Genomic DNA, 13,569 nt, shown 5'->3' with positions numbered 1-13,569 from the left:
ACTCTGTGGATATGAGAACAGCCCGGCGGAACAGAGGGATTAGCGTTCCGCCGGAGAAAAATGGTTAATCCTGCAACGCATAGGTTACGGTCGTGACTACACGCACCGTTTTGTTAATCGCCGAGGGATCATCTTCGTCACTGCCACTGGCGAAGATCTGGAATACGCCTTGTGACGCATCGCTAATGGACCCCACCTGACTACCTGAATCTGTCGCAAACTGTAATGCTGCGTTGCGTGCGTCTTTCGTTGCGGCAGCAATCATCTCCGCGCGAACTGCGCCAATACCATTAAAGCGATAGGCGATTTTGCTATCAGCGATCGCGCCATCTGTGGCGATTTGCAGGTCGTTTAGTTTCGCGACGACTTTTTCGACAGCAGCAACGTTATGCGTTTTTATCGTAACAGACCCGTCAGCGTTATAGCGTGGCATCGTCGGATCATCTTTGAGGTAAAAGGCATCCGTTCGCTTACTTGTCCATTGACCCACGTTGATCTCTTTATCGTTAATCCCCTGAGCGTGGAATTCGGCAACAATCTTTTTCTGCGCATCTTCAAGTTTCGGGAACAGTTCGCCAGGAACATTACCCTTAAAGTTGATAGCAATTGTTAATTCAGCCGTATCTGCGCGAACTTCTTTTTCTGAAAGCCCCCGCACGTTCACATAACGGTTGTTGGTTTTTAGATGTTTAACACCATCGCCAACAAAATAACCACAGGCGCTGATCCCCAGTCCGAGGACAATCGCGGCAATTAAAGAGGGTGCCTTATTCACTGATGACTCCATATCAGATGCTAAATGAGCAAGGGAATGTAGTGGAGAGAGGGAGTGAAAGACAGTCCGGTTCAGGAGCGTGGCCGACAGCATATCGGCCACATATTTGCAGGAATTAACGCACGTTGGCGCAGGTCAGGCAAAACGCGTAACGATTTTGCGGATCGTTAAAGGCTGCCAGCTTGTCGCTTTCGCTTTTAACGGTTGAAGCGACCGAGGCCAGCGGCGCAGGCAGCATGGTCTGGAGCGTATCTGGCAGCATCGCCCGTACTGAACCTGACATGTTGTCCATCACCTTGTCGAAGAAGGTCGGTTCATCGACGTAATATTCCAGATGCCATTGTTTCAGTTTTGCCAGTTCAGCCGCTTTGGCAACTGCATCATCGAAATCACCGAGACTATCGACCAGCCCATTCGCTTTTGCATCCTGACCGGTCCAGACATGGCCCTGGGCGATTTTATCAATCTGCTCTGGCGTCGAATTACGCGAATCAGCAACCAGCGTGATAAAGCGTTTATAGCCGTTCTCAATGCTCAATTGCATCATCTGCTGCACTTCTGGCGGCAGTGATTTAGTGATGGAAACATCTGCCAATGGTGATGTAGACACGCCATCGGTATGTACACCAATCGAATCCAGGCTGTTTTCTACCGTGGTGATCACGCCGAAGATACCGATAGAACCGGTCAGGGTGCTCGGGTTAGCCACAATGTAATTGGCCGGCGTGGAGATCCAGTAACCACCGGATGCCGCCATACCGCCCATTGACACAACCACAGGCTTGCCAGCGGCTCTGGCGGCTGCCAGTTCAGAGCGAATCACTTCAGAAGCCGTTACGCTTCCGCCAGGGCTGTTTACGCGCAGAACGATCGCTTTCACTTTCGGATCAAGGCGAGCGTCACGGATTTGTGCCGCAGTCGTATCGCCGCCAACATTCCCCTGAGTTTCTTCGCCATCCATAATCGCGCCATTAGCGAAGACGACACCGATGCTATCGCCGGTATCAGCCGGAGTTTTCAGTGCGTAATCGTAATAACTGATGGCGCGATAATTTTTATCAGCCTTGCTCCAGCCAAACTCTTTGGTCAGGGCTTTTTCAATTTCGGCATTCGTTGCCAGCGCGTCGACCAGTTTGTTGTCCAGCGCGTACTTCGCAGTATCGCCACCCGTTTTGGTTAAGCCTGCAAGTAGCCCTTGCGCCCCAGGGAATACCTGCTGGGCAGGGATCTGGCGGTTAGCGGCAACGGTGTTGAGATAGTTTTGCCACAGTTCGCCAATCCAACGGCTATCGGCTTCGCGAGCCGCCGGGGACATATCATCACGAATAAACGGTTCAACGGCAGATTTATACGTACCCACGCGGAACACATGGGTGGAAACTTTCAGCTTATCCAGCAACGATTTGTAGTACAGACCGTTGGTGGCAAAACCGTGCAGATCAACCGCGCCTTGCGGGGACAGCCAAATTTTGTTGGCGAAACTTGCGAGATAATATTGCCCCTGGCTGTAGTTCTCGCCAATGGCATAAACCGGTTTACCGCTGTCACGAAACTCTTTCAGGGCTTTGCCGATGTACTGCATAGACGGTTGGTCGCCGCCCGCAAAATCTTTCAAATCCATCACGATACCGGTGATATTCCGGTCATCTTTAGCCTGGCGAATCGTGTTCACGATATCAAACAGCGAATTTTCCTGCAGACGATCGGAACTGGCGCCAAGCAGCTGGCGGCTTAACTTACTAAACCGCTGCGAACTGTCGGGCTTATCGACGATCACGCCTGAAATATCGAGCAGTAATGCGCCACGACCGGCGGTTTCTTTGGTATCGCTACTACTGACCTGCATCCAGATCCCCACGCCAACCAGCACGAGGAAAATAAAGAACAGGTTAAGTACCATTTCACGGACAAAATTGAGCAGACGCCACGTCCATTTAAAAAATCCGGCAATAAATCGCCAAAGGGTTCGCATGTATTCTCCCAGACTAAAGGTCACACCTGTTGCAGGTGCAATAGATGTGGTTATCGTAATGACCCAACCGGCACTTGTCAGCAGGAATCGCGGACTGTGCTGTAACAAAATCCACTCTCGTGTTAATTTTGTGAATAAACATCATGACAGGAGTTAATCAAATGGATGCACTCGAACTATTGATCAACCGCCGCAGCGCCTCACGTCTGGCTGAACCTGCTCCGACTGGCGAACAACTGCAAAATATCCTGCGTGCCGGAATGCGTGCACCGGACCATAAGTCCATGCAACCGTGGCATTTTTTTGTGATTGAAGGGGAAGGCCGCGAACGTTTCAGTACCGTGCTGCAACAGGGTGCAATTGCTGCGGGTAGTGATGATAAAGCTATCGACAAAGCCCGTAATGCCCCGTTCCGTGCGCCGCTCATCATCACCGTGGTGGCGAAATGTGAAGAAAATCATAAAGTCCCGCGTTGGGAGCAAGAGATGTCTGCGGGTTGCGCGGTTATGGCGATGCAAATGGCGGCGGTTGCCCAGGGCTTTGGTGGCATCTGGCGTAGTGGCGGGTTAACCGAAAGTCCGGTGGTGCGCGAGGCGTTCGGCTGTCGGGAGCAGGATAAAATTGTCGGCTTTCTCTATCTCGGCACGCCGCAATTGAAAGCGTCAACGTCGATTAACGTTCCGGATCCGACGCCGTTTGTGACTTATTTTTGATAATTTTCGCAAAACTGTCTGGATTATGAGCAAAGGCGCAGGAATTCAGACACTCTCACTTATCACTTCACGGAATGAAGGTTACCATACCCGGATTGCATTGACAGGAGATGTCCATGAGCGAGAACTCGATTCGTTTGACCCAATACAGCCACGGAGCAGGTTGCGGCTGTAAAATTTCCCCAAAAGTGTTGGAAACCATTCTGCACAGCGAGCAGGCGAAGTTTGTTGATCCGAATTTGCTCGTGGGTAACGAAACCCGCGACGATGCGGCAGTATACGATCTTGGTAATGGCACCAGTGTCATCAGCACCACCGATTTCTTTATGCCGATCGTTGATAATCCTTTCGATTTTGGCCGCATTGCGGCGACTAATGCTATCAGCGATATCTTCGCGATGGGCGGCAAACCGATTATGGCCATTGCGATCCTTGGCTGGCCGATTAACAAACTTTCCCCGGAAATTGCCCGCGAAGTGACCGAAGGTGGCCGCTATGCATGTCGTCAGGCGGGTATTGCGCTGGCAGGCGGTCACTCCATCGACGCGCCGGAACCCATTTTTGGTCTGGCGGTGACGGGGATCGTACCGACTGAACGAGTGAAGAAAAACAGCACCGCACAAGCCGGATGTAAACTGTTCCTGACGAAACCGCTGGGAATTGGCGTTCTTACCACGGCTGAGAAAAAATCACTGCTCAAACCAGAGCATCAGGGGCTGGCGACGGAAGTGATGTGCCGGATGAATATCGCAGGTGCGTCTTTTGCCAACATCGAAGGCGTAAAAGCGATGACCGACGTTACGGGCTTTGGTCTGCTGGGCCACTTGAGCGAAATGTGCCAGGGGGCAGGCGTGCAGGCTCGCGTCGATTATGAAGCGATCCCGAAACTGCCGGGCGTGGAAGAGTACATTAAACTGGGCGCTGTGCCGGGTGGCACCGAACGCAACTTTGCCAGCTACGGCCATTTGATGGGCGAAATGCCGCGTGAAGTACGCGATCTGTTGTGCGATCCGCAAACCTCTGGTGGTCTGCTGCTGGCGGTGATGCCGGAAGCTGAAAATGAAGTCAAAGCTACCGCAGCCGAGTTTGGCATTGAGCTGACGGCGATTGGCGAACTGGTGCCTGCGCGTGGCGGTCGTGTCATGGTTGAGATCCGTTAATTCAATGCGGTTGTTTATAGCCGAAAAACCGAGTCTGGCACGCGCTATTGCTGATGTCCTGCCCAAACCGCACCGTAAAGGCGATGGCTTTATCGAGTGCGGCAATGGTCAGGTGGTGACCTGGTGTATCGGTCACCTGCTTGAGCAGGCGCAGCCAGACGTCTACGACAGCCGCTATGCGCGCTGGAATCTGGCGGATTTGCCGATTGTCCCGGAAAAGTGGCAACTGCAACCACGCCCCTCTGTAACCAAACAACTTAACGTCATCAAACGCTTTCTGCATGAAGCCAGCGAAATTGTTCATGCCGGTGACCCGGATCGTGAAGGGCAATTGCTGGTGGATGAAGTGCTGGACTACCTGCAACTGGCACCGGAAAAGCGCCAGCAGGTGCAGCGTTGCTTGATCAACGACCTGAACCCGCAGGCGGTTGAGCGGGCGATCGATCGTCTTCGCTCCAATAGCGAGTTTGTGCCGCTGTGCGTTTCTGCGCTGGCGCGAGCGCGTGCCGACTGGCTGTACGGCATCAATATGACCCGTGCGTATACCATTCTCGGTCGCAATGCGGGTTATCAGGGCGTACTTTCCGTTGGACGCGTGCAGACGCCTGTGCTCGGGCTGGTAGTGCGCCGCGACGAAGAAATTGAAAACTTCGTGGCGAAAGATTTCTTTGAGGTCAAAGCGCATATCGTGACACCTGCCGATGAGCGGTTTACCGCTATCTGGCAACCGAGCGAAGCGTGTGAACCGTACCAGGATGAAGAAGGGCGCTTATTGCATCGCCCGCTGGCGGAGCATGTGGTTAACCGCATCAGTGGTCAACCGGCGATCGTCACCAGCTATAACGATAAACGGGAATCAGAATCCGCGCCGCTGCCGTTTTCGCTTTCGGCGTTGCAGATTGAAGCGGCAAAACGCTTTGGTCTGAGCGCGCAGAACGTGCTTGATATCTGCCAGAAGCTGTACGAAACACACAAGCTAATCACTTATCCGCGTTCCGATTGTCGTTATTTGCCAGAAGAACATTTTGCCGGACGCCACGCGGTGATGAATGCCATCAGCGTTCATGCGCCGGGACTATTGCCGCAGCCGGTGGTTGACCCGAATTTACGCAACCGCTGCTGGGATGACAAAAAGGTCGATGCTCACCACGCCATTATCCCGACCGCGCGTAGTTCTGCCATCAACCTGACGGAGAACGAATCGAAGGTCTATAACCTGATTGCTCGTCAATACCTGATGCAGTTCTGCCCGGATGCGGTGTTCCGCAAGTGTGTTATCGAACTGGACATTGCCAAAGGCAAATTTGTCGCTAAAGCCCGTTTTCTTGCCGAAGCAGGCTGGCGCACGCTGTTAGGCAGCAAAGAGCGCGATGAAGAAAACGACGGTACACCACTGCCTGTAGTGGCGAAAGGCGATGAGTTGCTGTGTGAAAAAGGTGAAGTGGTAGAGCGGCAAACGCAGCCTCCACGCCATTTTACCGATGCAACACTGCTTTCGGCGATGACCGGGATCGCGCGCTTTGTGCAGGACAAAGATCTGAAAAAGATCCTTCGTGCGACCGATGGTCTGGGAACAGAAGCAACGCGTGCCGGGATTATTGAACTGTTGTTCAAGCGTGGTTTCCTGACCAAAAAAGGGCGCTATATCCACTCCACCGACGCCGGAAAAGCGTTATTCCATTCGCTGCCAGAAATGGCTACGCGACCGGACATGACCGCACACTGGGAATCGGTGCTGACGCAAATCAGCGAAAAGCAGTGTCGCTACCAGGACTTTATGCAGCCGCTGGTGGGGACGCTTTACCAACTGATTGATCAGGCTCGCAGCACTCCGGTCAGGCAGTTCAGGGGAATTGTGGCACCAGGTGGGGAGTCAGTTAAAAAAGCACCCAATAAACGTGTGAAAAAAGCGGCAAAGCCTAAAAAAGATAATACGGATTCTGCTAATTAATTCGGTTTCCACTCTTAAACAAAGCCAGTGGTAGATATTCTGCCATTGGCTTTATTTATTATGATATAAATATCCACAGCTAAAATTATTAACGGAATGTCTTTATATTCACGTGATTAATGTTATTGGCTGCATCATTATAAATTATTTTAAAACGCAGGGGTTGTGAACATTATTCACAAAACGAATATATATAACTGCTCTATAAAAGAAACAGTTCATTTATTTGAAGAGGATAATTATGATTATCGGTATCGATCTCGGGACGACTAACAGTCTGGCAGCAGTCTGGCGAAATGGACAAAGTGAACTGATCCCCAATGCGTTAGGCAAGTTTTTAACGCCCAGCGTAGTTTGTGTTGATGAAGATGGTATAGTTTTGACTGGGGAGGCAGCTCGTGACCTGCAACTCATCAAACCACAAAACTGTGCAGCCAATTTTAAACGCATGATGGGCACATCAAAGACGTTTAAATTGGGCGGACGTGAATTTCGGGCAGAAGAACTCTCATCGCTGATATTACGTCAGCTAAAAGAAGATGCTGAAAGCTATTTAGGTGAAGAGATAACAGAAGCAGTAATTAGCGTACCTGCTTATTTTGGTGATGTACAACGCAAAGCAACAAAATTGGCAGCTTCAATGGCAGGCTTAAACGTCGAACGTTTAATTAACGAACCAACCGCCGCTGCACTGGCGTATGGTTTGCATAATAAAGATGATGAACATCAATTTCTGGTATTCGATTTAGGTGGCGGTACATTCGATGTCTCCATACTGGAGTTGTTTGACAATATTATCGAAGTACGTGCCAGTGCCGGGGATAACTTTTTAGGTGGTGAAGATATTGTCGATATCCTGATCGATGCATATTGCTCACGTATGGATCTTCCTGAAAATATTGAATGGCGTGAACCGACACTCCAGCGCCATTTACGCATCGAAGCGGAGCGTGTGAAACGCGTGCTTAGTATGCGCGACGAAGCTACTTTCAGTATGGAGATTGAAGGAAGGCGATATTACTGGCATCTGACCACAGAAAAATTTGAATTTTTATTACGGACCTTTTTCGAGCGAATCCGTATGCCACTGGAACGGGCAATTCGCGATGCCAAAATTAATATTAGCCAATTAGACCAGGTCGTTCTTGTTGGTGGCACTACACGTATGCCGCTGATTCGCAAACTTGTGACACGACTTTTTGGTCGTATACCGGCAATGCATTTAAACCCTGATGAAGTCATTGCTCAGGGCGCGGCTATTCAGGCCGCACTTAAAGTGCGCCACAGCGAATTACAAGATGTAGTAGTGACCGATGTTTGCCCTTATACGCTGGGCGTTGATACCTCTAAATCGCTGGGGCATACCCGCGAATCAGGTTATTTTGCACCAGTAATTGAACGTAACAGAAGTATTCCTTGTAGTCGCGTTCGTGCCTTTTACACGGCACATGATCAACAAACAGAGGTTAATTTTAAAATCTACCAGGGTGAAAGCAGGATGGTGGCTGATAATATTTTCCTTGCGGAGTTGTCAGTGAATGTTCCCCCAAAACCGGCCGGTGTTGTGCGTATTGATGTTCGTTTTACGTACGACATTAACGGTATTCTTGATGTTGATATCAGCGTGCCACTGACAGGGGCTAAAAATAGTCTGGTTATTGAACAGAATCCAGGGGCATTAACGGAAGAACAAATACAGCAGTCGTTGTCCAAATTAAGCCTGTTAAAAATTCACCCACGCGATGAACAGATAAACCAGGCCTTTATTGCCCGTCTTGATAACCTCTATCAACTTACGCTTGTGGAAACACGAGACTGGATAAGCAATTGCTCTCGTCAATTCAGTTATCTACTCGAGAAGCAGGATCCTGATCAACTTGCTGATTTTCGGGCTAAAGTTGAACCTACATTAGACTCTCTGGAATGGGAGCGTCTGCAATGAACTGCTGGGAAATATTAGGTTTACAACCTGGCGTGGATGAACGAGATATTAAGCGTCGTTATGCGCAACTGGTAAAAAATTGCCGCCCGGAAGATTCTCCCGAAGCCTGGCAACAATTGCACGATGCTTATGAACAGGCTTTACGTTATGACGACGAAGAGCTGTGGCAAGAAGATGAAGAAGAACAGTGGCAAGAAGAGGAAGAAGAGCAACCGATCAATATGTCCAGGGGGATTGTTCATCCTCGTCCTGTGATGACATTTCGCGCACCCAACACCTTTTCTGGTCATCCACTTCCAGACATCGCTGTTAAATCAGAAGGGGAACTCACCTGGCAAGCCGTTCTGGATATGCTCTTTGAGGAGAATGAAGCTATTCCCGAACACGCCCCCATGCAACTTGCTAAGGCGTTATCTTTCCTTGAGAAAAAAGATCTCAGCTCACGAATGTGCTTTGAAGAAGCGTTATTACTGCATCTTCATCGGGTATTCCGGCCACTATTAACTCTCGCTGCAGCACAAACGTTCAGATGGCATTTAGTTGCAGGCAGTAGGCAACCCGCTATCCAGACAGAAATTAACGAAAGTTGTCTTCTTTATTATCGCATCGAAAAACAAATTACCCCTTTCTTTGCCAGTAACTTGTCTCCACTGGAAGAAATGGAAAACGGGAAGGAAATGGCTACGATTTATCAATCATTAAAGGATAATGAAGAGAGCCTGAAATGGTTTGATATCGCAGTATTAAATAAAGTCGCTGAATTTGAACTATCAGACAACTATATGGCATTGTTAATAGAGCGTTTATCATATTCCTGGCGAAAAGAAAAAATGATTCGCAAGTGGAAATTAACAGAGCGCTTCAATAATTTAGCAATGCAACATCATAGTGGATATGAAAAGTTGTTAAATGCTATAAAATTAAAAGGTCTTTATTATTATCCATCTTCTGTATTCCAGTCTTGCTTACATGCTGCAGAGCAAGGCTATTCACTTGCCTGGTATTCTCTTGGCAAAATGTATTACGAAGGTGATGAAGTTGCACAGGATCTAAAATTAGCCTTTAACTGGTTTACCCGCGCCGCGCAGCATAATGTTATCGATGCTCAGTATGCGTTGGGCGTTATGTATAACGATGGAAAGGGGACGGACAAGAACATTAGTGAGGCAAGAAAATGGTTTTTACTTGCAGCCGAAAATGGCAAAACATCTGCGCAATATGAACTTGCCCGTATCTCTCGCTTTGCTGTTGAGCCATTACGAAATTACGAAGAAGCATTACGGTGGTATTTATCTGCCGCCACACAAGGGCATGAACTGGCCCAATATGAGTTGGGACAAATGTATATACAAGGGATTGGCGTGGCGCGCGATGAGGTACAGGCCCATCGTTGGTTTTTGCAATCGGCGGAACAGGACCATCCTGACGCACAATATCATACTGCAAGGTTGTATAGTGAAAGCGAAAAAATTCCTCAGGATCCGGAAAAAGCACTGTACTGGTTTACCCGATCTGCAAAAAATGGTTCCGGGGATGCCATGTATGAATTGGGGAAATACTATTTAACCAACAATGATGATCCTGAAAATAACGCTGAGGCTATTCAATGGCTTACTGGTGCAGCGCAGCGTGGGCGAATAGAGGCGATATTTTTGTTAGCCGAAATGTATCTCTACGGTACAAAAGATATCGCAAAAGATGAAAATCATGCGCTGCACTGGTATGAAAAAGCGGCGCGTTTAGGGTCGACCGAAGCGCAACACCAGACTGCGGCAATGTATGCTCAGGGGACAGGCGCTAAAATTGATAATAAACAAGCATGGATGTGGTTAACAATTGCCGGAAATAACAACCCCTGGATTGAAAAAGATGCGTTGCGATGCTTAATGTCTGAACAGGATATTCAGGATGCAGAACAAACGGCTGCAAATTGCAAACGTCTGCTAAGGATTTAATTAACTCAGGGAAAATCGTCTGGTTATAAGGAAAACCAGACGATTGTAATAACGATTAAATCACGCCCTGGCTTAACATCGCATCCGCAACCTTCACAAAGCCCGCAATGTTCGCGCCCTGCACGTAGTTGGTTTGCTCACCTTCACCACCATGTTCAACACAGGCATGGTGGATATCCAGCATGATGTGATGCAAACGTGCGTCAACTTTCTCGGCTTTCCAGCCCAGACGCGCAGCGTTTTGCGCCATTTCCAGGCCCGATGTTGCTACACCGCCAGCATTAGCCGCTTTACCCGGAGCAAACAGTACGCCTGCCTGCTGGAACAGTTCAGTCGCTTCGATGGTGGTTGGCATATTTGCCCCTTCGGCGACGGCTTTAACGCCATTGGCGATAAGCTGATGCGCGGCGTCAACATCCAGTTCGTTCTGGGTGGCGCAAGGCAGGGCGATATCAACCGGTACGGACCACGGCTGTTGGCCTTCGAGATAGACCAGGCCAAATTCTTTGGCGTAATCTGCCACTCGACCATCGCGGCTGGCTTTGATTTCGATAAGACGTGCCAGTTTCTCTTTCGTGAATCCGCTTTCATCAACTACAGTGCCGCTGGAGTCTGACGCAGTGATCACACGAGCACCAAATTCCATCGCTTTTTCGATAGCATACTGGGCAACGTTGCCGGAGCCAGAAACGGAAACGCGCATCCCTTCAAAACCAAGACCGTGGCGTTTTAGCATCGCTTCTGTGAAATAAACCAGACCGTAGCCGGTGGCTTCCGGGCGAATAAGACTGCCGCCAAAAGAAAGCCCCTTACCGGTGAAGACGCAGGCGGTATTGTTAGAGAGCTTTTTCATCATCCCCGCCATAAAGCCGACTTCACGACCACCAACGCCGATATCACCTGCCGGAACGTCGGTATCCGCGCCCAGGTGGCGATACAGTTCAGTCATCAGTGCCTGGCAGAAACGCATCACTTCGCCTTCGCTTTTCCCTTTCGGGTCGAAATCGCTGCCGCCTTTACCACCGCCCATCGGCAGGGTAGTCAGGGCATTTTTGAAGGTTTGCTCGAAGCCGAGGAATTTGAGAATGGAGAGGTTAACTGACGGATGGAATCGCATACCGCCTTTGTACGGGCCGATGGCGGAGCTGAACTGCACGCGCCATGCTCGGTTGACCTGCACCTGGTTGCGATCGTCAACCCATACCACGCGAAACTGGATCACGCGCTCCGGTTCAACCAGACGCTCCAGTAATGACATCTGGCGATATTTGGGATTTTGTTCAAGAAAAGGCCAGAGTGTGGTCATTACTTCACGAACGGCTTGCGCGAACTCGGTTTGATTCGGGTCGCGCTTTTGTACATGGTTGAGGAATGACTCCAGAGAATATGTCTGATCCATAGATATAAAACCCTTATATATTAAGACGATTGTGCGTATGTTGTTTGTTTTGCAGTTTTCGACTATACCATCAAGAATGTGACGGTAAGCAAGTAAAAAATGACACCGGAAAGCAAATTAATAATGTGAGGAATTTATAAACGCCGCCTAATGTCGGATACATCTTCTTCGGCCTACCAAAATGGGGACATTTGGTGGATAAGGCATTCACGCCGCATCCGGCAACCAGACGCTTAAGTTTTGCCGTCAGCCTACCGATATCAGTACATAGGCAACGAAATATAAGGAGTTTCCAGTGAGTCGAGCATTGTTCGCCGTAGCGTTGGTATTCCCGTTTTTTGCGCTGGCTAATCAGCATTATCGTCCGGATGTGGACGTGAATGTGCCGCCAGAAGTGTTTAGTTCTGGCGGACAGTCGGCGCAGCCTTGTAGCCAGTGCTGCGTTTATCAGGATCAAAACTATTCCGAAGGGGCAGTGATTAAAGCAGAGGGAATACTGCTGCAATGCCAGCGGGATGATAAAACCATTAGCACCAATCCGTTGGTCTGGCGGCGTGTAAAGCCATAAACGCCTGTAAAAGCGGAATGTCAGCAGGGGCCAGCGGATATTGCATTGCCTCTTCAGGTGAGCACCAGACCAACGCCTGATGTTCATGTGCCTGTAACGTCCCGTGGAAGTCGGGTACGTGCCAGGCATGAAGATGGATAATACGCCCTGAAACTTCCCGCTGGTGGCTGGCTACATATTTCCCGATGATAGCATCGATACCGAGCTCTTCACGCAACTCGCGTGTCAGCGCCTGCGGCTGGCTTTCTCCTGGTTCGACTTTACCGCCAGCAAATTCCCATAATCCCGCTTGATCGCTATGGACAGGACGTTGTGCGAGTAAAATTTTGCCATCCCGTTCGATAATGGCGGCAACAACATCAATCATTTTCTTGACATCCTCCCAGCCCTGAAGGACGTGGATCCCTGCTACATTCAGGCTGTCGCCTGAATCATTTCGGTGGGTTCCTGCTTCAACGGGCGGCCTGACTGCACCATCCCTCCACAGGCAAGAACGGCGTGTCCCGCCGCTAAAATGTTACGAGCGCCGTTTACATCGGCGTTCGCTGTATATCCACATGCCTGACACTCGAATTTACTTTGTGACGGGCGATTTTCTTTCGCTGTATGACCACAGCACGCGCAACGCTGGCTTGTGTACGCTGGCGGAACCGCAAGCACCTGACCGCCACGCCAGAGCTCTTTGTACTCAAGCTGGCGGCGCATTTTATACCAGCCCTGGTCCAGTATCGAACGGTTTAAACCTGATTTTGCCCGGACATTGCGCCCCGGCTGGCCGACCGTACCCGCTGCTGACTTTGACATGTTGCTGACCTTCAAATCCTCAATGACTATCATTGCGTGGTTTTGCTGATTGTCGTTGTGACTTTGTGAAGGTAGTCCCTGCGGATATTTGTGATACGGGAATGCAGACACTGTATTTTGCGTTTCTGCTTCTGCCAGTTGTTGCTGAGTTTGACCTTGCGGCTTAACTGTCGCTGAAGTCTCGCCAGCTTTTTCTGGTTTTTCTGGAAACTGTTTACAGGCTCAAAGACTGTGCCATCTGACAGCGTGGCAAGTTTAGCCACGCCAGCATCCAGTCCGACCATTGATACTGAAGGGTGAACCGGAGTTGATACTTCACTTTCAGTCTGA

The 13,569-nt window shown here is 49.7% G+C and carries 10 protein-coding genes and 1 pseudogene; 6 read left to right on the top strand and 5 right to left on the bottom strand.

Features of this window, described 5'->3' with window-relative positions; all coding sequences use genetic code 11:
* Positions 1–64: 64 nt before the first annotated feature.
* Together D9597_RS16315 and sppA are read right to left on the bottom strand one after the other, a co-directional pair.
* A complete protein-coding gene (locus tag D9597_RS16315) occupies positions 65–775 on the bottom strand; it encodes an SIMPL domain-containing protein (RefSeq protein ID WP_130208358.1) in 711 nt (236 codons plus the stop codon).
* A gap of 115 nt (positions 776–890) precedes the next feature.
* Positions 891–2,747: a signal peptide peptidase SppA gene (gene sppA, locus D9597_RS16310; RefSeq protein WP_130223441.1), complete on the bottom strand. Its 1,857-nt coding sequence runs from the start codon at positions 2,745–2,747 to the stop codon at positions 891–893.
* Positions 2,748–2,908: 161 nt separating this feature from the next.
* Here sppA and D9597_RS16305 point away from each other — a divergent pair, with 161 nt between their 5' ends.
* The 5 genes from D9597_RS16305 to D9597_RS16285 all read left to right on the top strand — a co-directional run bounded on the left by D9597_RS16305 (position 2,909) and on the right by D9597_RS16285 (position 10,468).
* Positions 2,909–3,460 carry an NAD(P)H nitroreductase gene (locus tag D9597_RS16305; RefSeq protein WP_130218825.1) on the top strand — a complete coding sequence of 184 codons (552 nt, stop codon included), beginning with the start codon at positions 2,909–2,911 and terminating at the stop codon, positions 3,458–3,460.
* 116 nt (positions 3,461–3,576) lie between these two features.
* Positions 3,577–4,620: a selenide, water dikinase SelD gene (selD, locus tag D9597_RS16300; protein ID WP_097502026.1), complete on the top strand. Its 1,044-nt coding sequence runs from the start codon at positions 3,577–3,579 to the stop codon at positions 4,618–4,620.
* A 4-nt stretch (positions 4,621–4,624) separates the two neighbouring features.
* Positions 4,625–6,571 carry a DNA topoisomerase III gene (topB, locus tag D9597_RS16295; protein ID WP_130218829.1) on the top strand — a complete coding sequence of 649 codons (1,947 nt, stop codon included), beginning with the start codon at positions 4,625–4,627 and terminating at the stop codon, positions 6,569–6,571.
* Positions 6,572–6,812: 241 nt separating this feature from the next.
* On the top strand, positions 6,813–8,513 hold the full coding sequence (locus D9597_RS16290; RefSeq protein ID WP_130223439.1) for a molecular chaperone HscC: 1,701 nt from the start codon (positions 6,813–6,815) through the stop codon (positions 8,511–8,513).
* Positions 8,510–10,468 (top strand): SEL1-like repeat protein, encoded by a 1,959-nt coding sequence (locus D9597_RS16285; RefSeq protein WP_130223437.1) that lies wholly within the window; start codon positions 8,510–8,512, stop codon positions 10,466–10,468. The genes D9597_RS16290 and D9597_RS16285 overlap by 4 nt, the downstream gene beginning before the upstream one ends.
* Positions 10,469–10,523: 55 nt before the next feature.
* Here the strand turns inward: D9597_RS16285 and gdhA are convergent, their stop codons facing one another.
* Positions 10,524–11,867, bottom strand: a complete 1,344-nt coding sequence (gdhA, locus tag D9597_RS16280; protein ID WP_130223435.1) for an NADP-specific glutamate dehydrogenase — start codon at positions 11,865–11,867, stop codon at positions 10,524–10,526.
* 295 nt (positions 11,868–12,162) lie between these two features.
* On the opposite strand from gdhA, the gene D9597_RS16275 reads away from it, so the two are divergent.
* Positions 12,163–12,435: a YnjH family protein gene (locus D9597_RS16275; protein WP_130223433.1), complete on the top strand. Its 273-nt coding sequence runs from the start codon at positions 12,163–12,165 to the stop codon at positions 12,433–12,435.
* Here D9597_RS16275 and D9597_RS16270 read toward each other — a convergent pair.
* Together D9597_RS16270 and D9597_RS23200 are read right to left on the bottom strand one after the other, a co-directional pair.
* On the bottom strand, positions 12,395–12,802 hold the full coding sequence (locus tag D9597_RS16270; RefSeq protein WP_130223431.1) for a pyrimidine (deoxy)nucleoside triphosphate diphosphatase: 408 nt from the start codon (positions 12,800–12,802) through the stop codon (positions 12,395–12,397). The genes D9597_RS16275 and D9597_RS16270 overlap by 41 nt on opposite strands.
* Positions 12,803–12,849: 47 nt before the next feature.
* Positions 12,850–13,569: pseudogene (locus tag D9597_RS23200) on the bottom strand (transposase); the annotation flags it as partial.

Source organism: Escherichia sp. E13S3, from assembly GCF_004212325.1.
Classification (GTDB): Bacteria; Pseudomonadota; Gammaproteobacteria; order Enterobacterales; family Enterobacteriaceae; genus Escherichia.
Note: the sequence above shows the minus strand (reverse complement) of the source record. Positions and strands in the feature narration are given on the sequence as shown.